The 22,386-nt window shown below is 63.7% G+C and carries 18 protein-coding genes; 9 read left to right on the top strand and 9 right to left on the bottom strand.

The genetic code is table 11. The annotated features are described in order from the left end of the window. Window positions 1-35 precede the first annotated feature (35 nt). The gene (locus ACP691_RS16465) at window positions 36-599 is read left to right on the top strand and encodes a hypothetical protein (protein WP_426151409.1); all 564 of its coding nucleotides are present in this window, start codon (window positions 36-38) and stop codon (window positions 597-599) included. A gap of 6 nt (window positions 600-605) precedes the next feature. Here the strand turns inward: ACP691_RS16465 and ACP691_RS16460 are convergent, their stop codons facing one another. Beyond that, complete coding sequence (locus ACP691_RS16460; RefSeq protein WP_426151411.1) at window positions 606-1,547, bottom strand: GlxA family transcriptional regulator; 942 nt, start codon at window positions 1,545-1,547, stop codon at window positions 606-608. Between the two features lie 386 nt (window positions 1,548-1,933). Here ACP691_RS16460 and ACP691_RS16455 point away from each other — a divergent pair, with 386 nt between their 5' ends. Beyond that, window positions 1,934-2,185 (top strand): hypothetical protein, encoded by a 252-nt coding sequence (locus ACP691_RS16455; protein WP_426151413.1) that lies wholly within the window; start codon window positions 1,934-1,936, stop codon window positions 2,183-2,185. A gap of 226 nt (window positions 2,186-2,411) precedes the next feature. On the opposite strand, the gene ACP691_RS16450 is transcribed toward ACP691_RS16455, so the two are convergent. Further along, window positions 2,412-3,515 carry a GlxA family transcriptional regulator gene (locus tag ACP691_RS16450; RefSeq protein WP_426151415.1) on the bottom strand — a complete coding sequence of 368 codons (1,104 nt, stop codon included), beginning with the start codon at window positions 3,513-3,515 and terminating at the stop codon, window positions 2,412-2,414. A gap of 327 nt (window positions 3,516-3,842) precedes the next feature. Next, window positions 3,843-5,219 (bottom strand): L-serine ammonia-lyase, encoded by a 1,377-nt coding sequence (locus ACP691_RS16445; RefSeq protein ID WP_426151419.1) that lies wholly within the window; start codon window positions 5,217-5,219, stop codon window positions 3,843-3,845. 427 nt (window positions 5,220-5,646) lie between these two features. Here ACP691_RS16445 and ACP691_RS16440 point away from each other — a divergent pair, with 427 nt between their 5' ends. The 6 genes from ACP691_RS16440 (at window position 5,647) to betA (ending at window position 12,779) form a co-directional block, all read left to right on the top strand. Continuing rightward, the gene (locus ACP691_RS16440; protein ID WP_426151421.1) at window positions 5,647-6,594 is read left to right on the top strand and encodes a choline ABC transporter substrate-binding protein; all 948 of its coding nucleotides are present in this window, start codon (window positions 5,647-5,649) and stop codon (window positions 6,592-6,594) included. Between the two features lie 65 nt (window positions 6,595-6,659). After that, entirely contained in the window at window positions 6,660-7,505 is an 846-nt protein-coding gene (choW, locus tag ACP691_RS16435; protein WP_040259682.1) for a choline ABC transporter permease subunit, read from the top strand. Continuing rightward, window positions 7,502-8,737, top strand: a complete 1,236-nt coding sequence (gene choV, locus ACP691_RS16430) for a choline ABC transporter ATP-binding protein (protein WP_426151424.1) — start codon at window positions 7,502-7,504, stop codon at window positions 8,735-8,737. Before choW ends, choV begins: the two co-directional genes overlap by 4 nt. A 138-nt stretch (window positions 8,738-8,875) precedes the next feature. After that, the gene (gene betI, locus ACP691_RS16425; protein WP_426151426.1) at window positions 8,876-9,475 is read left to right on the top strand and encodes a transcriptional regulator BetI; all 600 of its coding nucleotides are present in this window, start codon (window positions 8,876-8,878) and stop codon (window positions 9,473-9,475) included. Window positions 9,476-9,543: 68 nt separating this feature from the next. After that, window positions 9,544-11,016 carry a betaine-aldehyde dehydrogenase gene (gene betB, locus ACP691_RS16420; protein WP_426151428.1) on the top strand — a complete coding sequence of 491 codons (1,473 nt, stop codon included), beginning with the start codon at window positions 9,544-9,546 and terminating at the stop codon, window positions 11,014-11,016. A 56-nt stretch (window positions 11,017-11,072) separates the two neighbouring features. Beyond that, window positions 11,073-12,779 (top strand): choline dehydrogenase, encoded by a 1,707-nt coding sequence (gene betA, locus ACP691_RS16415; protein WP_426151430.1) that lies wholly within the window; start codon window positions 11,073-11,075, stop codon window positions 12,777-12,779. A 68-nt stretch (window positions 12,780-12,847) separates the two neighbouring features. Here the strand turns inward: betA and serB are convergent, their stop codons facing one another. After that, window positions 12,848-14,065, bottom strand: a complete 1,218-nt coding sequence (gene serB / locus ACP691_RS16410; RefSeq protein ID WP_426151432.1) for a phosphoserine phosphatase SerB — start codon at window positions 14,063-14,065, stop codon at window positions 12,848-12,850. Window positions 14,066-14,188: 123 nt separating this feature from the next. Here serB and ACP691_RS16405 point away from each other — a divergent pair, with 123 nt between their 5' ends. Beyond that, entirely contained in the window at window positions 14,189-15,676 is a 1,488-nt protein-coding gene (locus ACP691_RS16405; protein ID WP_426151434.1) for a histidine kinase, read from the top strand. Between the two features lie 149 nt (window positions 15,677-15,825). Here ACP691_RS16405 and ACP691_RS16400 read toward each other — a convergent pair whose 3' ends face one another. The 5 genes from ACP691_RS16400 to parE all read right to left on the bottom strand — a co-directional run bounded on the left by ACP691_RS16400 (window position 15,826) and on the right by parE (window position 22,369). Then, entirely contained in the window at window positions 15,826-16,533 is a 708-nt protein-coding gene (locus ACP691_RS16400; protein WP_426151436.1) for a PqiC family protein, read from the bottom strand. Between the two features lie 161 nt (window positions 16,534-16,694). After that, the gene (parC, locus tag ACP691_RS16395; protein ID WP_426151438.1) at window positions 16,695-18,953 is read right to left on the bottom strand and encodes a DNA topoisomerase IV subunit A; all 2,259 of its coding nucleotides are present in this window, start codon (window positions 18,951-18,953) and stop codon (window positions 16,695-16,697) included. Between the two features lie 7 nt (window positions 18,954-18,960). Continuing rightward, the gene (locus ACP691_RS16390) at window positions 18,961-19,482 is read right to left on the bottom strand and encodes a retropepsin-like aspartic protease family protein (RefSeq protein ID WP_426151440.1); all 522 of its coding nucleotides are present in this window, start codon (window positions 19,480-19,482) and stop codon (window positions 18,961-18,963) included. Further along, window positions 19,479-20,468 carry an esterase-like activity of phytase family protein gene (locus ACP691_RS16385; RefSeq protein WP_426151442.1) on the bottom strand — a complete coding sequence of 330 codons (990 nt, stop codon included), beginning with the start codon at window positions 20,466-20,468 and terminating at the stop codon, window positions 19,479-19,481. Before ACP691_RS16385 ends, ACP691_RS16390 begins: the two co-directional genes overlap by 4 nt. Then, window positions 20,465-22,369 (bottom strand): DNA topoisomerase IV subunit B, encoded by a 1,905-nt coding sequence (gene parE, locus ACP691_RS16380; protein WP_426151444.1) that lies wholly within the window; start codon window positions 22,367-22,369, stop codon window positions 20,465-20,467. Before parE ends, ACP691_RS16385 begins: the two co-directional genes overlap by 4 nt. Window positions 22,370-22,386: the final 17 nt, after the last annotated feature.

Here is a 22,386-nt window from a genome sequence, read left to right as displayed (position 1 = left end):
TCCTTGAGACGGCGCCCTCACGCTGGAGGCCCGCGATGATCACCCCACCGCCTACATCGCCCCTGTATGAAGATGCCTTGGCGACGTTGCGCCTGGCGACCTTGCTCGCCACAAGCGCCCATCACCCGGAGAAGGCAGCCCCAGGCTGGCTGGAAGCGCTCATCCAACAGTTGCAGCTCTTCGGCTGGGACCCGGCATCCCGGGAGCAGCTCAACGTGGTCTATACGCCGACGGCCGACATCTGGAAAGCGGTGTTCCTAGGCCAAATGCCCGATCGACAAAGGCTCAATACCCGCTTCAAGAGCCTGGTCGGCCATGTGATTCGTACTCGGTCAGATGGAACGCAGCCATTACCACCCTCTGTGAGTGATACGAACATCGCCACCCACTTGCAAGCCCGGATACAGCTACCTACCGACGCGCCAGCGCGGCTACGGCTGGTCCAGACCTCAGGGTCGCCCGACCCGCAAGCGCCGAAAACGCGGCTCCCTGTAGCACGCACGCGCTGGGAAGGGATCTGGAACCCAGGCCGATTCGAAACTCAGCGTCCCTATATCGAACATCGCTTGCAGGCCTTCGAACAAGCCGCCCTCGAATAGCACGGCTTAGCCAGACAACGAACGATCGTCTCGCGGCGGTCGCCCGAAGCGCCCTTTGTAGCGTCGGGCAAAATAGGACGGCAGCTCGAAGCCGCAGGCAATGCTCACCTCAGTCACGCTCATGTCGGTCTGGCGCAGCAGCTGACGCGCCTTGTCCAAGCGCAGGCCAAGATAAAAATTGCTGGGTGTGTCCTGTAAATGCAGGCGGAATAGCCGTTCCAACTGACGCCGGGTGACCTGCACGGATTCAGCCAGCGCGGCAGTGGTCAGCAGCGGCTCAGTTTGCTGCTCCATGGCGGCGATGACCTGCATCAGCTTCTTATTGCGCGTGCCGTAGCGCGAGGCCAGGGCCATGCGCTGGTGGTCCTGCCGCGGCCGGATCCGCCCCAGTACGAACTGCTCGGACACCTGGATTGCCAATGCGCTGCCATGGGCCTGGCTGATCAGGTCCAGCATAAGGTCGATAGAGGCGGTGCCACCCGCGCAGGTAATGCGGTGGTCATCGATCTCGAATAGCTCCTGGGTAACCTGAACCTGCGGCCAACGCTCTCGGAAGGCATCCAACGCCTCCCAGTGCAGAGTAACCCGAGCCTGGTCCAGCAGCCCGGCCGCGGCCAGCACGAACGCGCCGGTATCGATGCCGCCGAGGGTGCCCTGGGCCGCGGCCACCCGCCTAAGCCAGGCACGCAAGGTCGGTGAGAAGGCTTTCAGTGGCTCAAAACCGGCCACCACGAACAGGGTCGCGCCACGCTCCAAGGTTTCGAGGCCGGCATCGGCATTGATCGACATGCCATTACTGGCCAGCACGGCGCCGCCCTCCAGGCTCAGGATTCGCCAATGGTAAAGCCCTGGGCAGAAACGATTGGCCACGCGCAACGGTTCGGTGGCGTTGATGAAGCCCAAGGCGGAAAAACCGGGGAGCAGCAGGAAATGGAACACCTTGGGCATGGCGTAGGCTCCGCTTGAATGGCTGTGTAATAGCGCAGCGGTTGGCAATGTGCAAGTGGCGGTCGCCGCCGTGCGAATGTGCCAGCAAGCGGGGGCGTAGCCTGATTTCAAGGCGCGTAGACGCCCTTTCCCATAACACCATGCCGAAGAAGCTCGCCCATGACCCGTTTGATCCGCTGTGGTGTGCTGTTACTGACCGCTCTTGCCCCCCTCGCCTAGGCCGCGGACCAGGCCAGTTGCAAGGTCATCGCGTTGCCAGAACGCGTGGCGCTTGGCTGAAAACGACACCTTCGTGCCCACGGCTGCCATTGACAGCGAACGCCTATTGCCCCGCGGCCGGGGCCTGAACACAATCGGCCAATCCACTCGACGGAGGAAGCCGAGCCATGATGCACACCGACTTGATCGACCAGGAAGACCTGCTGGGGCAGTTGCGTGCCCTGGGTTTCGAGATGCCGGCCGGAGCCACTGCCGAGCAAGCCTGCGAATGTGCGGTACGTGGCCTGGATGCCCACCGCGCCAAGGCGCTACGCGGTATGGTGGAGCAACTGCTCGGCGGCCGCGCGACCTTGTTGCCCGTTGTACGCCAGGCCATCGACCGCAACTTGCTGCCGGCGCTGGCTTCTTTCGCCCGATAACATATTGGCTGCGGCGGCTAGACGTGGTGGGGGGCAGGCCTGCCGCTGCCAAGGCCGGCGCCCCCCCTTGTAGCAGGCCGCCCTGGCGGCGACCGGGGGTAATGAGGGTCAAACCCTGTCGCGAGCAAGCTCGGCTGCTACCGCCGATACCGGGCCCCACCCCCGTTAAACCCTGTCGCGAGCAAGCCAGGATGGCTAGCTCGGTTACGAAGATTATCGCGGGCGGTCATAAACGAACACTGGCGAAGGTCGACTCGTTTCGCGCCTGGCTGAGGGCGGCCAACGGGCCGGACAGCGGTGCCAGCACCGCGGCCTGGGGAATGGGTAACAGGGCCACGGGCTGGCTGGTGTTGGAACCGACCCGCTCGTCGCGCGGTGGAATGCCGAAGTATTCCCGATAGCACTTGGAGAAGTGTGGGGTAGACACGAACCCGCATACCGAGGCCACCTCGATGATCGACATGGGCGTTTGCTTGAGCAACTGCCGCGCCCGGATCAACCGCAGCTTCAGGTAATAGCGTGACGGCGAGCAATGCAGGTACTTCTGGAACAACCGCTCCAGCTGGCGCCGTGACACCGAGACGTATACCGCCAGTTCGTCCAGATCGATGGGCTCCTCCAGGTTGGCTTCCATCAGGGCCACGATCTCCTGCAGCTTGGGCTGGTTGGTACCCAGCATATGCTTGAGCGGGATGCGCTGATGATCCTGTTCATTGCGGATACGCTCGTAGACGAACATCTCGGAGATGGCGGCGGAAAGTTCTCGACCATGGTCGCGGCTGATCAGGTGCAGCATCATGTCCAGTGGCGCGGTGCCGCCGGAACTGGTGAAACGGTTACGGTCCAGGGTGAACAACCGGGTGCTTACGTTTGCCCTGGGGAAAGCCTCCTGCATCGCTGCCAGGCACTCCCAATGCACGCTGCAATCGAAGCCGTCGAGCAATCCGGCACAGGCCAGGGCCCAACTGCCGGTGCAAACGGCACCCAGGCGGCGCGATTGCCGCGCCTGGCTCTGCAGCCAAGTGACATGCTCGCGCTTGACCGCGCGTTGAATCCCTACCCCACCACAGACGATCGCCGTGTCGATGGCCGGCGCCTGGTGCATGGCCGCGTCCGGGGTGATCTGCAAGCCATCGCTGGCCCAGACCTGGCCACCATCCACGCTCAAGGTCGTCCAACGATACAACTCGCGCCCTGAAAGCTGGTTAGCCATTCGCAAAGGCTCCACGGCCGAAGCGAGAGAGATGAGCGTGAAGTTATCCAGTAGCAGGAAGCCGATGGACTGGGGCGCGCGGTTCTGGGGTTGAGCCCCGGCGTTGGACAACGTCATCGCGGTATCTCCTCTCGTTCAGGCAAAGGTGGCCAGAAGCACTGGCTCTTGTTTTCGTCCTTTGACATGGAGCAATTGCCATGCCGAACTTTGAACAGCCGTTCAACGACGCCTGAAAACGACGTCGCAAACAGTCTGGCAAGGAGAAGGGGGCCGGGGCTCTCGACGCGTTGACCTCAAAGTGCCACTGCCTGCTATGGGCAATTCCGTAGCAGCAAGCGCGCTAAAACGGGGCTGATAGCGCAGCGGGTGTCACCAAGCGATGCATCCACCAAGCGATGCATCCGAGGCGCCACTGGAAAGAGCCAGCGAGGCGCAGAGCGTCGGCTAGCACTCCACGGTGCTGACGGCCAGGCCGCCGCGAGACGTTTCCTTGTACTTGTCATGCATGTCGGCCCCGGTGTCGCGCATGGTACGGATCACCCGATCCAGGGAAATGAAATGATTGCCATCGCCACGTAGAGCCATCTGCGCGGCGTTGATGGCCTTAACCGCGGCAATGGCATTGCGCTCGATACAGGGTACCTGCACCAGGCCGCCTACCGGGTCGCAGGTCAGGCCAAGATTGTGCTCCAGGCCAATCTCGGCGGCGTTCTCAAGTTGTTCCGGGGTCGCCCCCAGCACTTCGGCCAGGCCGGCGGCAGCCATGGCGCAGGCAGAGCCCACTTCGCCCTGGCAGCCCACTTCGGCGCCGGAGATGGACGCATTCTTCTTGCACAGGATGCCCACCGCGGCGGCGGCCAGGAAGAACCTGACGATATCGTCCTCGCTGGGCTGCTCGCTGAACTTCATGTAGTAATGCAGCACAGCGGGAATGATGCCCGCCGCCCCGTTGGTGGGCGCGGTAACCATGCGGCCACCAGCGGCATTTTCTTCGTTCACCGCCAGGGCGAACAGGTTCACCCATTCCATGGCGGTCAGGGTCGAGCCGATCACGTTCGGCTTGCTCAGGTCCCGGAGGCTGCGATGCAGGCGCGCTGCCCGCCGGCGTACCGCCAGCCCGCCGGGCAAGGTGCCCTCCTCGGCCAGTCCTTGGTGAACGCAGTCTTGCATGGCCTGCCACAGCCGCAGCAACCCTGCGCGGATATCCGCCTCGCTGCGCCACACCTTTTCGTTTTCCAGCATCAGGGCCGATACGCTCAACCCATGGAGCTGGCAAAGGCGCAACAACTCGGCGGCGCTATGAAAGTCATAGGGCAGTTCCGTGGTATCGCTGCCTGAGCCACCGGCCGCGGCCTGAGCCGCATCGACCACGAAACCGCCACCTACCGAGTAATAGGTTTCTTCCAGCAACACTTGGTTTTCACCTTCGGCCAGCAAGGTCATCGCGTTCGGATGGTACGGCAGGCTCTCCTCCAGCAGCCGCATGTCTCGCCTCCAGTCGAAAGCCACTGGGTAGCGACCATCCAGCATCAGTTGCCCAGCGCTCTTCACCCGGTTCACGGTCGGCAGGATGGCGCGCGGGTCCACGCTGTCCGGCCAGGCGCCATTGAGCCCCATGATCACGGCGTTATCGGTGCCGTGCCCCACCCCCGTGGCGGAAAGCGACCCGTACAGCCTCGCTTCTACCCGCCGGACCCGGGCCAGCACCTTGCGCTCGCGCAATGCCTGGGTGAACAGCGCCGCGGCCCGCATGGGCCCCACGGTGTGGGAACTGGACGGCCCAATGCCAATCTTGAACAGGTCGAACACGCTGATAGCCATGACCGGCGAACCTCCTGCATGGGCGCGAAGGCCCGGTGAAGACGACGGCCAAAAGGCTCGACCGCCGCCCGTTGGCGGCATCATTGGGCTTTTGCCGGGCCGCGGGGCGTCTGCAACCGACCCAGCCTTGCCCAACAACGCCCTGCCCGGGGGAGGCCGTTTTTATCAGGCCACAGCCGCGCAAAAGGCTGGGGCATGCCCTGGCGCACCGGATACGACCTCATCGGCACTGGATACGACTCTGCCTGTACTGGATACGACTCACCCAGTAGGCGTTTGCCCGGCGCTGTTGGATGATCGAAAGCGCCCCGCCCGTGCCGCGAGCCTGGCCTGATGGCCGAACCTCTGCCTGGCCGCGCCACCCTGGCGCTTGCAACGCACACGATAACGGCGTCAGCCGCATAGAAAACACCAAGGAGTCCACCCGATGAGATCCGTACCATCGCTATTGCTGGCCGCCGCGTTGTGTTTGCCGTTGGCGGCCCAGGCCGCCGAGCCGGAGCAATGCGGCACCGTCAATTTCTCGGACGTAGGCTGGACCGACATCACCGTGACCACGGCCGTCACCAGCGCGGTGTTGCAATCGCTGGGCTACAAGACCAGAACCACGATGATCTCGGTGCCGGTGACTTACAAATCGTTGGCCGATGGCAAGAACATGGACGTTTTCCTGGGCAACTGGATGCCGACCATGGAAAACGACATCAAGCCCTACCGTGAAGCCGGTACGGTGGAAACCGTGCGCGCCAACCTGGAGAACGCCAAGTACACCCTGGCCGTGCCCGAAGAGCTGTGGAGCCAGGGGCTCAAGGATTTTGCCGATCTGCCCAAGTTCAAGGACCAGCTCGATGGCAAGATCTACGGCATCGAGCCCGGCAACGATGGCAACCGGTTGATTGAGTCGATGATCGACAAGAATGCCTTCGGCCTCAAGGACGCAGGCTTCAAGCTGGTGGAGTCCAGCGAGGCCGGCATGCTCGCCCAGGTGGATCGCGCCCAGAAGCGCCACGGCGGCATCGTCTTCCTGGGCTGGGAACCCCATCCCATGAATACGCGCTTCAAGATCAGATACCTTACCGGTGGGGATGATTTCTTCGGCCCGAACTTCGGCCAAACCACCATCTATACCAATACTCGCAAGGGCTACGTCCAGGAATGCCCGAACGTGGGCCAGTTGCTGAAGAACCTGTCGTTCAGCTTGAGCATGGAAAGCGGGCTGATGGGCAATGTGCTGGATGACAAGATGAAGCCGGACGCCGCCGCCAAGGCCTGGCTGAAGAAAAACCCGGAGGTGCTCGATACCTGGCTCGCCGGCGTGACCACGCGGGATGGCCAGCCGGGCCTGGAAGCCGCCCGGGCCAGATTGACCCAGTAACTGCCGATACCCGGCAGGCCAACCTGCCGGATCTTCCCATCACTGCGCAGGTAGGTGCTCATACCATGCTGACAGACCATAAACTCCCGCTTGGCGAGCATATAGCCGCCTTCGTCGACTGGCTGACCCAACACGGCGCCAGTGTGTTCGACTGGATCGCCTCCAGCCTCGAAGCCATGATCCACGGCCTCACGGCAATGCTTACCTGGTTCCCCCCACTGGCCCTGGTGGCGATCTTCGCCGGGCTGGCTTATCTGATCCAGCGCAAGATCAGTCTGGCCGTGTTCGTGGCCTTGTCGTTCCTGCTGATTCTCAACCTGGGCTACTGGCAGGAGACCATGGAAACCCTCGCCCAGGTGACCTTCGCCACGGTGGTGTGCGTGGCCATCGGCGTGCCGCTGGGCATAGTCGCGGCCCACCATCCGTTGTTCTACACCCTCATGCGGCCGGTACTGGACCTGATGCAAACCGTGCCCACCTTTGTATACCTGATCCCGACCCTGACGCTGTTCGGCCTGGGCGTGGTGCCCGGGCTCATCTCCACGGTGGTGTTCGCCATCGCCGCGCCTATTCGCCTGACTTACCTGGGTATCTGCGACGTGCCTCATGAGCTGATGGACGCTGGCAAAGCCTTCGGTTGTTCGCGCCGCCAACTGCTTACGCGGATCGAGTTGCCCCATGCCATGCCCAGCATCGCCGCCGGGGTAACCCAATGCATCATGCTGTCGCTGTCCATGGTGGTGATCGCTGCCCTGGTGGGCGCCGATGGCCTGGGCAAGCCGGTAGTCAACGCACTCAATACCGCCGATATCGCCTTGGGGTTCGAAGCCGGCCTGGCTATTGTGCTACTGGCCATCATGCTCGACCGGATCTGCAAACAGCCCGATGTAAAGATCGGAGGTGACGCATGAGCATCATTCGCTTCGAAGACGTGGACGTCGTATTCAGCAAGCACCCCAAGGAGGCCCTCAAGCTGCTGGACGAAGGCCTTAGCCGGCCGGAAATTCTCAAGCGCACCGGGCATGTGGTGGGTGTGGAAAAAGCCAACCTGGAAGTGAACAAGGGCGAGATCTGTGTGCTGATGGGGCTGTCCGGCTCAGGCAAGTCCAGCCTGCTGCGCTGCATCAACGGGTTGAACAGGGTCAGCCGTGGAAAACTGTTCGTCGAGCACGAAGGCAGTCAGATCGATATTGCCTCCTGCACCGCCGCGGAACTGAAAATGATGCGCACCAAGCGTATTGCCATGGTGTTCCAGAAATTCGCGCTCATGCCGTGGCTGACCGTGCGGGAAAACATCAGCTTCGGCCTGGAGATGCAGGGCCGGCCCGCGGAGGAGCGCCGCCGCCTGGTGGACGAGAAACTGGAGCTGGTGGGACTGACCCAATGGCGCAACAAAAAGCCCGATGAGCTTTCCGGTGGCATGCAACAGCGGGTGGGCCTGGCACGCGCGCTGGCCATGGACGCGGACATCCTGCTGATGGACGAACCCTTCTCCGCCCTCGACCCGCTCATTCGCCAGGGCTTGCAGGATGAACTACTGGACCTGCAACGCAAGTTGCAGAAAACCATCGTGTTCGTGAGCCACGACCTGGACGAAGCTCTCAAGCTGGGTAGCCGTATCGCCATTATGAAAGACGGCAAGATCATCCAGTATTCACGCCCGGAAGAAATCGTGCTCAACCCGGCCGACGACTACGTGCGTACCTTCGTGGCCCATACCAACCCATTGAATGTGCTCTGTGGCCGCAGCCTGATGCGGCCCCTGGCAGCTTGCAAGCACTTGGACAATGACGTATGCCTGGACCCAGGCAGCAATATCTGGCTGAGCCTTGGCGAACAGAACGCCCTCAAGAGCGCCCGCATGGGTGACCTGCCCTTGAACGTACAGAGCTGGCATCCCGGGCAACCAGTGGAGAACCTGGGGCGGCATCCCACGCTGGTCAGTTCGGACATCGGCATGCGCGAAGCGCTGGAGATCCGCTATCACACCGGCAACAAGCTGGTGTTGCATGAACACAACCAGATCATCGGCATTCTTGGCGATACCGAGCTGTACCACGCGCTGCTCGGCAAAAGCCTGGGCCAGCCGGCGCAACCCGCCCCGCGCAACGATGCGGTCGTTCCCTTGCGCAAAGCCAACTGAAACCGAGACGGTCGCCAGACACGCTGGGCGACCGCCGCTCATGAATCGCAGCCACCCATTCTTATTTGAACGATCAATCAAAATAAAATAGACTGCCCTGGTCGATGCCATTGAAGTGTCCAGCCAGGAGATCAGCCCGTGCCCAAGGTCGGAATGCAGCCCATACGTCGCCAGCAGTTGATCGAAGCCACGCTCCAGGCCGTCGACCAGGTAGGCATGGCCGACGCCAGCATCGGAGTGATCGCCAAGACCGCTGGCGTCTCCAACGGCATCATCAGCCATTATTTCCAGGACAAGAACGGCCTGATCGAGGCCACCATGGGTTACCTGATGCGTGCCTTGGCCACCAACGTGGCCGCCCGGCGCCAGGCGTTGCGGGAAGAGAGCCCTCGGGCCCACCTGAGGGTGATCATCGAGGGCAACTTCGACGCCAGCCAGGTCAACGGCGCCGCCATGAAGACCTGGCTGGCGTTCTGGGCAGCGAGCATGCACCAGCCTTCGCTGCATCGTCTGCAGCGCATCAATGACCACCGCCTGTATTCCAACCTGTGCTGGCAATTCCGGCGGGTACTTCCAGTAGGCCAGGCCCGCGCGGCCGCCCGCGGGTTGGCGGCCCTGATCGACGGCCTCTGGCTGCGTGGCGCGCTGTCCGGCGATGCCTTCGACACCGATCAGGCACTGCGCATCGCCTACGAATACCTGGACCTGCAACTGGCGAAGCAAGCGCCCACCGCCTGAATCGGTGGCCTATCGCCTTTAACCGTGCCGGCGTCCGCTGGCGCCCCAGAACTCAAGCGAGGAACGACATGGCCCGTTTCGGATTGCAAAAACTCTATATCGATGGCGGCTACGTGGACGCCAGCGGCGATGGCGTCTTCGATGCCATCAACCCGGCCACCGGTGAAGTGCTGGCACAGGTACAGCGCGCTACCGCCGCCGATGTCGAGAAAGCCGTGACCAGTGCAGAGAAAGGCCAGAAGATATGGGCGGGGATGACCGCCATGGAGCGCTCGCGCATCCTGCGCCGTGCCGTCGACCTGCTGCGCGAGCGTAACGATGAGCTGGCGATGCTGGAAACCCTGGACACTGGCAAAGCCTATTCGGAAACCCGCTATGTGGACATCGTCACTGGCGCCGACGTGCTGGAATACTACGCCGGCCTGGTACCCGCCATCGAGGGCGAGCAGATTCCCCTGCGCGAGACGTCCTTCGTCTACACCCGTCGCGAACCCCTGGGCGTTACTGTCGGCATCGGAGCCTGGAACTACCCCATCCAGATCGCATTGTGGAAATCCGCGCCGGCATTGGCGGCGGGTAATGCCATGATCTTCAAGCCCAGCGAAGTCACCTCCCTGACCACGCTCAAGCTGGCGCAGATCTACACCGAAGCCGGCCTGCCCGATGGCGTGTTCAACGTACTGACCGGCAGCGGTCGGGACGTAGGCACTTGGCTGACCGAGCATCCGCGCATCGAGAAAGTGTCGTTCACCGGCGGCACCGACACCGGCAAGAAGGTCATGGCCAGCGCTTCGAGTTCTTCGCTCAAGGAAGTAACCATGGAGCTGGGCGGGAAATCGCCACTGATCATCTGCGCCGATGCCGACTTGGACAAGGCCGCCGACATCGCGATGATGGCCAATTTCTATAGCTCGGGCCAGGTGTGCACCAACGGCACACGGGTGTTCGTGCCCACTTCGCTGAAAGCGGCCTTCGAGGCCAAGGTGCTCGAGCGGGTGCGGCGTATCCGGGTAGGCGACCCGCAGGCCGAAACCACCAACTTCGGCCCGCTGGTGAGCTTCCAGCACATGGAAAGCGTACTGGGCCATATCGCCAAGGGCAGGGCCGAAGGGGCGCGTCTGCTCTGCGGCGGCGAGCGCCTGACCGAAGGTCCGCTGGCCCGGGGCGCCTACGTGGCACCCACGGTATTCACCGACTGCACGGATCAGATGACCATCGTGCGCGAGGAAATCTTCGGGCCGGTGATGAGCATCCTGGCCTATGAGAGCGAAGACGAGGTTATCCGTCGCGCCAACGACACCGATTTCGGCCTGGCAGCCGGAGTGGTGACACCGGACCTCAACCGCGCCCATCGACTGATCCACAAGCTCGAAGCCGGTATCTGCTGGATCAACGCCTGGGGCGAATCGCCGGCGCAGATGCCCGTGGGGGGCTACAAGCAGTCCGGTGTCGGCCGCGAGAACGGCATCGCTGCCCTGGCCCAGTACACGCGCGTCAAGTCCGTGCAAGTGGAACTGGGTGACTACGCCTCGGTGTTCTGAGGCCGCTATTTGTCCGCGGCCTGCCGAGCAGGCCGCCTGCATCCAAAAGGTGCCCTATGACCAAGGAATACGACTACATCATCATCGGTGCCGGTTCGGCCGGTAATGTTCTGGCCACGCGGCTGACCGAAGATCCGGGGGTAAGCGTGCTACTGCTCGAAGCCGGTGGCCCGGACTACCGCATGGACTTTCGTACCCAGATGCCGGCCGCCCTCGCCTTCCCGTTGCAGGGTCGCCGCTACAACTGGGCCTATGAAACCGACCCTGAGCCACATATGAACAACCGTCGCATGGAGTGTGGACGGGGCAAGGGGCTGGGAGGCTCATCGCTGATCAACGGCATGTGTTACATCCGCGGCAATGCCCTGGACTACGACGGCTGGGCGGCGCTACCGGGTCTGGACAACTGGTCGTACCTGGATTGCCTGCCCTATTTCCGCAAGGCGGAAACCCGGGATATCGGCCCCAACGACTATCACGGTGGGGACGGGCCAGTCAGCGTGACCACACCCAAACCCGGTAACAACCCATTGTTTGCCGCCATGGTCGAGGCCGGGGTGCAAGCGGGCTATCCGCGCACCGACGATCTCAATGGCTACCAGCAGGAAGGCTTCGGCCCCATGGACCGCACCGTGACACCCAAGGGCCGTCGCGCCAGCACGGCCCGTGGCTACCTGGATCAGGCCAAGCGCCGTGACAGCCTGACCATCGTTACCCACGCCCTGACCGATCGTATCCTGTTCGAGGGCAAGCGCGCCGTGGGCGTAGCCTACCTGGAAGGCGACGCCACCAGCCCCACCGAGGCACGGGCGCGTCGCGAGGTTCTACTGTGCGCGGGCGCCATCGCCTCGCCGCAGATTCTTCAGCGCTCCGGGGTGGGGCCGGCACCGTTGCTCAAGGAGCAAGGCGTTCCCCTGGTGCATGAGCTGCCGGGCGTGGGCGAGAACCTGCAGGACCATCTGGAAATGTACTTGCAGTACGCCTGCAAGCAACCGGTCTCGCTTTACCCTTCGTTGCTATGGTGGAACCAGCCGGCCATCGGTGCCGAATGGATGTTCAACGGCACCGGCATCGGTGCCAGCAACCAGTTCGAGGCCGGGGGATTCATTCGCAGCCGGCCGGAGTTCGCCTGGCCTAACATCCAGTATCACTTCCTGCCGGTCGCCATTAACTACAACGGCAGCAATGGGGTGAAGGAACATGGCTTCCAGGCTCATGTCGGCTCCATGCGCTCCCCTAGCCGGGGCCGTGTGCGCATTACCTCCCGTGACCCACGCAAACACCCAAGCATCCTGTTCAACTACATGTCCACCGAGCAGGACTGGCAGGAGTTTCGCGACGCGATCCGCATTACCCGGGAGATCATGGCGCAGCCGGCGCTGGACCCGTACCGTGGTCGCGAGATATCTCCAGGTATCGATGTGCAGAGCGATGAGGAGCTGGATGCGTTCGTGCGTGAACATGCCGAGACCGCCTTCCACCCCTCCTGCTCTTGCAAGATGGGCACGGACGACATGGCGGTGGTGGACGACCAGGGCCGCGTTCATGGCCTGCAGGGCCTGCGCGTGGTTGATGCTTCGATCATGCCGATCATCACCACCGGCAACCTGAACGCGCCGACCATCATGATCGCCGAGAAGATTGCCGACCGCATCCGTGGTCGCCAGCCCTTGCCACGCAGCACCGCCAGTTACTACGTGGCCGGGGATGCGCCGGTACGCGGAGCGCCGGTGCGGCCGGTCGCCGAAACCACAACGGCTTGAAACCTGTGGAGCCAACGAGCTGGCGAATAGGGCTGGGAACGCCTGCCTGATTCGCCGGTTTAGAAGGTTCAGCCCCGCAACAGGCGCTCTTCCACACCCAGCAGGTACAGGACGCCATCGAGCCCAAGGCTAGAGATGGCCTGCTTGGCCGAGGCCCTGACCAAAGGCTTGGCGCGGAAGGCCACGCCTAGCCCGGCCAGGGCCAGCATGGGCAAGTCATTGGCGCCATCGCCCACGGCAATGGTCTGTTCCAGGGCCAGGCCTTCCCGAGCCGCCAGCTCGCGTAGCAGGTCAGCCTTGCGCTGGGCATCGACGATAGGCTCCACCGCCACCCCGGTACATTTGCCGTCTTCGACCTGCAGCTCGTTGGCATAGACGTAGTCGATGCCAAGCCGGGCTTGTACCTGGCGGGCGAAGTAGGTGAACCCACCCGACAGGATGGCTGTCTTGTAGCCCAGACGCTTGAGCCCGGCAAACAGGGCCTCGGCGCCATCCGTCAGGCGCAGGGAGGCGCCGATCTCGTCCAATACGGAGACGTCCAGCCCCTTGAGCAAGGCCATGCGCTCGGTGAAGCTGGCGCGGAAATCGATTTCACCACGCATCGCGCGCTCGGTGATGGCCGCTACCCGATCACCGACACCGGCGGCCTTGGCCAGCTCGTCGATCACTTCGGCCTGGATCAGGGTAGAGTCCATGTCGAACACGGCCAGGCAGCGATGGCGGCGATTGAGGTCATCCAGCTGCAGGCCCAGGTCCACGCCCAGGTCCTGGGCGGCGCTCAATAGCTCGGCACGCAGGGCCTCGGTGTCCAGGGGGGCACCCTGCAGGCGTAGCTCGATACAGCCGTGGCCAGTGGCAGGCGTTTGCGAAGACACCGCCAAGGGCCGGGAAAGACGGTCGATACGCTCGATGGCCAGGCCATGCCGCTCGATGATGTCGCTTACCTGACGTAGTTGGGCGGCGCTCAGGCCATGGCTGAGCAGGCTGAGCACGTAGCGCGGCTGGTCCTGTGCCTGGGCCCAGTGCTCATAGCCGGCCAGGTCCAGCCGTTGGGCCTGCACGCTCAGCGCCGAATCCGTGCCGAGGCCACGCAAACGGTCGGCCAGCGCCTCCAGGGCGAGCCCGCCCTCGGCTTGCGCCATGACCGCCAGACTCAGGTTGCCATGCAGTACCGCCTGGGCGACATCCAGCAGCTTGAGGTCAGCGTCGGCAAGCATGCCGGTGAGCTCAGCGCTCAGCCCTGGCCGATCCTGGCCACTGACGGTGATGAGGACGAATTCGCGCAAAGCCCACCTCGATATTGGCAAAAAAAGCGCATTCTACCCAGTTTCGGTGCCCACGGGCGCTTTGAACCCCAGGGGTCGCTCGCTATACTGCGCAGCACCTTACAGCCTCAAGAGCCGAGCGCAGTGAACCGGCCCACGCCAGTCAAAAACGATAATTTCTTCCTGCTGATCTTCCGCGCCCTGCGTCACCGCCGCGTACCGATAGCACTGCGCATTGCTACCCACAACGTGATTCTGGTCGCGGTGGCGCTGCTGATCTACGCCTGCGTGATGGGTCTGCAATTCAAGCAGGCCATGCATGACCAGGCCGACGCGGTGGGCCAGAGCCTGACCACCCAGACAGCGGTGTCCGCCACCGAGCTGCTCGTTTCCAACGACATCCTCAGCCTTAACGTACTGCTCAACAATCTGGTGAAGAACCCGCTGGTGGCCCATGCCGCCATCTTCAGCGGAGACAACCGCGTGATCGCCGAGGCCGGGCAGAAGCCCAAGCCGGGCTTGATGACCATGTCCGGCGGGGTCTATGAAACGCGGCTTTCCTTCCAGGATGTGAACACCGGCACGCTGCGGGTAAGCCTGAACATGGACCAGTTCCAGCAGCCGATGACCATCAGCCTGCAGAGCATGGGCATCCTGAGCGCCATCCTGCTGGCCCTGGCCTTGGCCCTGAGCCTGCGCATCGGCCGCAACCTGACCACCCCTCTGCTGCAACTGCGGGTGTGGCTGCGCCATGTGGACCCCTACACGCCCGCCATTGACCGTCAGGATGAGATCGGCGACGTGGCCCGGGACCTTCACGCCAAGTACGCGCCCGAGCCACCTCCAGAGCCGGAGCCGGAGCCGGAAGCCGAGGAAGAAGCGCCCGCCGCCCCTGCCTTCGCGCCCTTTACCGGGGCCGCGCCCAAGCCCGCGCCCGCGGCCCGTCGCGTACTGGCCGAGGAAGACGAGGAAGATGACGCCGCCTTCGCCGACCTTGGCGACCTCAGCGTGCCAGGCCCCTCGGCCATGTCGGCAGCCCCGCAAGCCCCAGCCGAGCCTCAGTACAGCGTGGTCCTGGCGGTGCAGCTCGGCTCACAGGAACAACTCAAGCGCCTGCCCCGCGCGCGGTTGCAGGAGCTGTTCGACCGTCATCGCGGCTTCCTGGCCCAGGCAGCGTCCCTCTACCAGGGGCATGTGAACCACCTGGTCGACGGTAGCAGCCTGGTGCTGTTCCACACCCACGACGGAGGTGACGATTACCTCACCAACGCCATCTGCTGTGGCGAATTGCTGCGGGCGCTGGGTCACGAGTTGCAGATCGAAGTCGCCGACAGTGGCATTACCCTACAGCTGCAGTTGGGCCTGGCCCTGGCTGACTCACTGCACGGCCTGGATCAAACCGCCCTGGTGGCCACTGACGCCGCCCGCGCCGCCGTGGCCCTGTCCCAGCACAGCCGCAACCTGCTGCTGGTGGAGCGCAAGGTCAATGAAGACCCGCTGATCCGCCAACGGGCACGCATCCGCTCCATCGCCAGCCCGGAAGGCGCTTCCTGTGTGGAACGCTTGCTGGAGCCCTACCCTTCGTTGCTGGAGAAACAGCTGGCGCGCATTGCCGATCGGCGCCCCCGTTAAAAGAAAAACTCCGAACGGGGTTTCCAGGAGCGTCTCGTAGCAGCCGGCCTTGGTTGCGACCGGGCCGGGCACCTCATCGTGAGCCCCGGTCGCCGGCAAGCCCGGCTACGAGCTCGAAAACGCCTTATCCCTCGAAATGCGGACGACCGTCAGAACCGAAATACTTCCGTGTTGTTGCGCACCGGCGTAGCCAAAGGGATCTTCGGCTTTTCCGGCTCGTCCTTCTTCACCTGGCTGGCGCTGGGCTTGCGCGACTCGTCGGCCAGGGCAGGCTGGTTGGCCAGGGGCTTGACCGCCGCGCTGATCTGCGCGGCCAGGCGTTGCAGGAGCATGCCCTGGGCCTGGACCTGCGCCATGGTGCTGCCGTCGTGCTTCTCCTCTAGATGTACCAGCTTGCTGTCGCGAACCTGGCCGCGACGATCGAGTACACGCCACTGAGCGTCCAGCACCGCGGGCTGAGCATGGCCGGAGTCCAGGCGAGTGATGGACAACAGCACCTGGGCGTCTGGATTGAAGTTGGCCGTGGTCGGTGCCAGGACCACCCGTTGGGTATCCAGACGCCAGGCCATTTGCCGCAACAACAGCTGGTCGATGTCCGCGCTCAGGCTGCCTGCCCAGCGCCCATCGGTGGCGGCGGTGAGGCTGCCGTCCTTCTGCCGTTGTAGCAGCGTTTCACGCTGCAGGTAGTCGGCAATGGAGACTGGCCCCAGCAAAACGGACATACCGCTGCCTTGCTTGGGCTGGCCGGGGTGGCCACTGTCGAGCTGATACAAGGCCACGGGTTGGTGAACGCTGCAACCGGCCAGGCCGAGCATACCGGTGAGCAATACAGCGAAAGGAAGGCGCAGAAAATTCATGATTCCATCCAGGCGGCCCGCTTCGACCGGGCCACAGTGATACCGATACCGATGGGCGCCATAAGGTCCGCGCCACAGGGCCCATATCATCCGTGAATACCGCGCCGGACTCCAGCGTCCAGTGACCGGCTACCGGAATCCGACAGCCGGTCGACGCCAGCCTATGCGCCCGGTTCCACCACCAAGGCATCGACGCGCTGGAAACCTCGCGGCAGCTTGTTACCCCGCCGGCCGCGTTCGCCCTTGTAGTGTTCCAGGTCATCGGCCTTGAGCGACAGCGTGCGCTTGCCCGCTTGCAATACCAGGGTCGCGCCGTCGCCAAGGACGGCCAGGTCGGTGACGTATTCATCTCGGCTGGCGACCCGCTCCCCCGGCACGCCGATGATCTTGTTGCCCTTACCCTTGCCCAGCTGTGGCAGGTCCGCCACCTTGAATACCAGTAGCCGCCCTTCGGTGGTCACTGCCGCCACCCACTCGTGCTCGCGATCCTTGAGCGGCCGCGGCGCCATGACCTTGGCTCCGGTGGGCAGGCTGATCAACGCCTTGCCGGCCTTGTTCTTGGCCTGCAGATCCTCCCCCTTGACCACGAAGCCGTAACCGGCATCGGAGGCGACCACATAGAGCGCGTCATCATCAGGCAGCAACAGGCATTCGAACTGCGCGCCTGGGGGCGGCGTCAAGCGGCCGGTCAATGGCTCGCCCTGGCCACGGGCCGAAGGCAGGCTGTGGGCCGGCAGCGAGTAACTACGCCCCGTGGAATCGATGAATACCGCGTACTGGTTGGAGCGGCCTGGCGCGGCGGCCTTGAAGCCATCCCCGGCCTTATAGGAAAGCGCCGTTGCGTCGATGTCATGGCCCTTGGCGCAGCGCACCCAGCCCTTTTCCGACAACACCACTGTCACCGGCTCGGTGGGCATCAGCTCGTTTTCCGACAGGGCCCTGGCTTCGGCACGCTCCACGATGGGCGAGCGGCGGTCGTCGCCATAGGTCTTGGCATCGGCCAGCAACTCGCTGCGTACCAGCTTTTTCAGCTTCGCTTCGCTGGCCAGCAATGCCAGCAACTTTTCCCGCTCCTTGGCCAAGGCTTCCTGTTCGTCGCGAATCTTCATTTCTTCGAGGCGCGCGAGCTGACGCAGGCGCGTGTCGAGAATGTAGTCGGCCTGGGTTTCGGACAGGCCGAAGCGCTCGATCAGTCGCGCCTTCGGATGGTCCTCGGTGCGGATGATATGGATGACTTCATCGAGGTTGAGGAAGGCCACCAGCAGGCCTTCGAGCAGGTGGAGGCGGCGCTCGACCTTGTCCAGCCGGAACTGCAGGCGTCGGCGAACCGTCCGCACCCGGAACTCCAGCCACTCCTGCAGCAGTGCCCGCAGGTTTTTCAACTGTGGGCGGCCATCCAGGCCGATGATGTTCATATTGACCCGGTAGGTGGTTTCCAGGTCGGTGGTGGCAAACAGGTGCTGCATCAGCTCGGCCGCGTCCACGCGGTTAGAGCGAGGGATGATGACGATCCGGCAGGGGTTCTCGTGATCCGACTCGTCGCGCAGGTCTGCCACCATGGGAAGCTTCTTGGCCTGCATCTGGGCGGCGATCTGCTCCAACACCTTGGCCCCGGAAACCTGGTGCGGCAACGAGGTCACCACCACGTCCCCGTCTTCAACCCGGTATACCGCGCGCATCCGAACCGAGCCGCGCCCGTTCTCGTACATCTTCAGCAATTCGTGACGCGGCGTGACGATTTCCGCTTCGGTCGGGTAGTCCGGGCCCGGCAGATGCTCGCAAAGCTGCTCCACGCTGGCACTCGGCTCATCGAGCAGACGCACGCATGCGGTAGCGACTTCACGCAGGTTATGCGGGGGCACATCGGTTGCCATGCCCACCGCGATGCCGGTGGTGCCGTTGAGCAGGATATTGGGCAGCCGCGCCGGCAATACCGCGGGCTCGTCCAGCGTACCGTCGAAGTTGGGTACCCAATCCGCCGTGCCCTGACCTAGCTCGCTGAGCAGCACCTCGGAATAACGGGAAAGGCGGGCCTCGGTATAACGCATGGCGGCGAAGGACTTCGGATCGTCCGGGGCGCCCCAGTTGCCCTGGCCGTCGATCAAGGTGTAGCGATAGCTGAAGGGCTGGGCCATCAGCACCATGGCCTCATAGCAGGCCGAGTCGCCATGGGGGTGGAACTTGCCCAGCACATCGCCCACGGTACGCGCGGATTTCTTGTGCTTGGCGTCGGCGTCCAGGCCCAGCTCGCTCATGGCGTAGACGATACGCCGCTGTACCGGCTTGAGGCCGTCGCCAATATGCGGCAGCGCCCGATCCATGATCACGTACATGGAGTAGTTGAGGTAGGCCTGTTCGGTGAAGTCAGCCAGGGACCGGCGCTCCACGCCATCCAGGCTGAGATCGGTTGATTCGCTCATGCAAGCCTCATCGATGGATGTTCTGGCGTAACAGCATGGTGCCGTCACGCAAGGTGAATTCAAGACGTTTCAGGGCGCTCATGCCGAGCAGTACTTGCTCGCCTGGCAGCCCGGGCACCACCACGGCGCTGACCTGGGTCAGCCGGATCTCGCTCAGTGCCAGAGCATCCAGGCGGGTGCGATAGCCCGCGGTGTTGCCATTGGCGGTATGCAGCATGACCGGTGCGCCCTTCTCCAGGCCGAGCCGGCTCGCCAGTTCGGCGGGAATCGCTACCTCGGTGGCACCCGTGTCGACCATGAAGGTCACGATTTGCTCGTTGATCCGGCCGTCGGCCACGAAATGCCCTTGCCGGTTGGCGCGCAGGGCAACTTCAACGAAACCCGCGCCATGACTGGCAACTGGCGAACGATTGGGGTTTTCTTGTTTCTGCTCCCAGTCACCAAAGAACCGCGTGGCCAGGTAGAGCCCGGCAACCCAGGCCAGAACCAGCAGCCAGCGGCCGGCCGAGCGCCCAGCTACCGAGCTCATGGTGCCTCCCAGCCGCCAACGGGCGCGGCGAACCGCCATACCACCGGGCGGCCCTCGCCGTCGGCGCGTACCCAGTCGTTATTGTCAGTGCCTATCCAGGCTCCAGTATCGTCCAGGGCAAGCGCTTCGGTCAGTCCATAGGGCTTGTCATAGCGCCGCGAGGGCGCCAGGCCGGTCTCGGCGAACGACCAGCAGCGCTCCACCGCAGCGGTATCGGGGTCGCGCCGACAGACCTTGTAGGCGTTGCGCTCCAGGGTGAACAGCTTGCCCTTGAAATAGGCCAGGTCCGAAAAATCCTTGGCGTAGCTGAGCCCGATGCGCATGACTGGCGGCACTTCTTCAGAGCCGCCTTCGCTCAGCAGCACGCAGGGCGTACCGCAATGCCAGCCTTCGGCTTCCAGGCGCAGGCCCAGCAGGCCGCGCCGTTCCCGTTCTGCGGCCAGCCACAGCCGCTGGCCGCTTGGGTCAATGGCAAGCCCTTCGAAGATGGCGTTGAAGTGGTGCAACAGGCCCTGCTGTCGGGCTTCGGCCACCAGGCCACCGGGCAAGGGCAGCCATCGGGCCTCACCGCCGGGGCTCAGGCGCAGCACAGCGGCCTTGGCTTCGCTCACCAGATAAAGCTGGTGCCGGGCGTCACAGGCGATGCCTTCGAAATCCAGGCTTCCGCCTCGGATCAATCCGGCCGCCGTTGCCCGCGCGACTATACTCCAGGGCAGCCCCATGTCCGGCGCGGCTGGCGCGGTGAAGGTCAGTGGCTTGCCCTCCCACACTGCATCGGCACGATCCAGGCGATACACCTGGTCGTCGTCGCGGTCCGACACCGTCCACAGCTCGCCATCGCAGGACGCCAGACCCGAAAGGTTGCCGCCACGCATGCCTTGGACGGGGTATTCGCCAAGCAGGCTCAACTCCGGCACTTCATTGGCGGCCTGGGCCGAACCCAGGGATGCCATCAATAGCCAGGCCGCGAGCGCGGTTCTGATCAACTGAGCACCTCGGCCAGGTTACCCTTGGCCTCCAGCCAGGACTTGCGGTCCCCCGCGCGCTTCTTGGCCAGCAGCATGTCCATGACCTCGCGAGTGCCGTCCACGTCTTCCAGGGTCAGTTGCACCAGGCGCCGAGTGTTCGGGTCCATGGTGGTTTCGCGCAATTGCGGCGGATTCATCTCACCCAGGCCCTTGAAGCGCGTGACCTGAGGCTTGCCGCGTTTCTTTTCCGCCACCAGCCGGTCAAGGATGCCATCGCGCTCGGCTTCGTCCAGGGCGTAGTAGATTTCCTTGCCCAGGTCGATGCGGTACAGCGGTGGCATGGCTACATAGACGTGGCCGGCATCCACCAGCGGGCGGAAATGCTGGACGAAGAGCGCGCACAGCAGGGTCGCGATGTGTAGGCCGTCCGAGTCGGCGTCTGCCAGGATGCAGATCTTGCCGTAGCGCAGCTGGCTCATGTCCGTGGCACCCGGATCTACCCCGATGGCCACCGCGATATTGTGCACTTCCTGGCTGGCCAGCACTTCGTTGCCGTCCACTTCCCAGGTATTGAGGATCTTCCCGCGCAGCGGCAGGATGGCCTGGTATTCCTTGTCCCGGGCCTGCTTGGCGGAGCCACCGGCCGAGTCACCCTCGACCAGGAACAGCTCGGCCCGGGCCGGGTCCTGCCCGGCGCAGTCGGCCAGTTTGCCTGGCAGCGCGGGCCCTTGGGTGATGCGCTTGCGCTCGACCTTCTTGCTGGCCTTCAGGCGCCGGCCGGCATTGCTGATGGCCAGCTCCGCCAGTTGCAGACCCAGTTCAGGATGGGCATTGAGCCACAGGCTGAAGGCATCCTTGACCACGCCGGACACGAAGGCCGCCGCCTCGCGGGACGACAGGCGCTCCTTGGTTTGCCCGGAGAACTGCGCGTCCTGCATCTTCATGGACAGCACGAATGCGATCCGCTCCCAGACGTCCTCCGGTGCCAGCTTAAGGCCACGGGGCAGCAGGTTGCGGAACTCGCAGAACTCGCGCATGGCGTCGAGCAGGCCCTGGCGCAGGCCATTGACGTGGGTACCGCCCTGGGCCGTGGGAATCAGGTTGACGTAGCTTTCCTGCACCGCGTCCCCGCCCTCCGGCAGCCAGAGCAAAGCCCAGTCAACGGCTTCCTTGTTGCCGGCCAGGCTGCCGCAGAAGGGCTCCGTCGGCAGCCGGGCGAACTCGCTGACGGCGTCGGCCAGATAGGAGCGCAAGCCATCTTCGTAGTGCCACTCGGTTTTTTCGCCGCTGGCCTTGTCTTCGAAGGTGACCGACAGGCCAGGGCACAGAACGGCCTTGGCCTTGAGTACGTGCTTGAGACGGCTGATGGAAAACTTGGGCGAATCGAAGTATTTCGGGTCCGGCGCGAAATACACGCTGGTGCCGGTATTGCGCTTGCCCACCGTACCGATGACCTGCAGGTCGCTGGCCTTGAAGCCGTCGGCGAAGGTCATTTCGTATTCCTGGCCGTCGCGCTTGACCCGCACCCGCACCAGGGTGGAGAGCGCGTTGACCACGGAAATGCCGACGCCATGGAGGCCGCCGGAAAACTGGTAGTTCTTGTTGGAAAATTTGCCACCGGCATGCAGCTTGGTCAGGATAAGCTCCACGCCCGGCACGCCTTCCTCGGGGTGGATGTCCACCGGCATGCCGCGACCGTTGTCGATCACTTCCAGGGAGTGGTCGGCATGCAGGATGACCTGGATAGCGGTGGCATGCCCCGCCAGGGCTTCGTCCACGCTGTTGTCGATGACTTCCTGGGCCAGATGGTTGGGCCGCTGGGTGTCGGTGTACATGCCCGGGCGTTTGCGCACCGGGTCGAGGCCCGAGAGGACTTCGATGGCGTCGGCGTTATAAGAGCTAGCGCTGGGAGTGGCCATGGGGTCTCTTCGTCAAT

The sequence above is a fragment of the Pseudomonas sp. DC3200b2 genome, from assembly GCF_049895785.1.
Classification (GTDB): domain Bacteria; phylum Pseudomonadota; class Gammaproteobacteria; order Pseudomonadales; family Pseudomonadaceae; genus Aquipseudomonas; species Aquipseudomonas massiliensis.
This window is presented reverse-complemented; position numbering and strand designations above follow the sequence as displayed.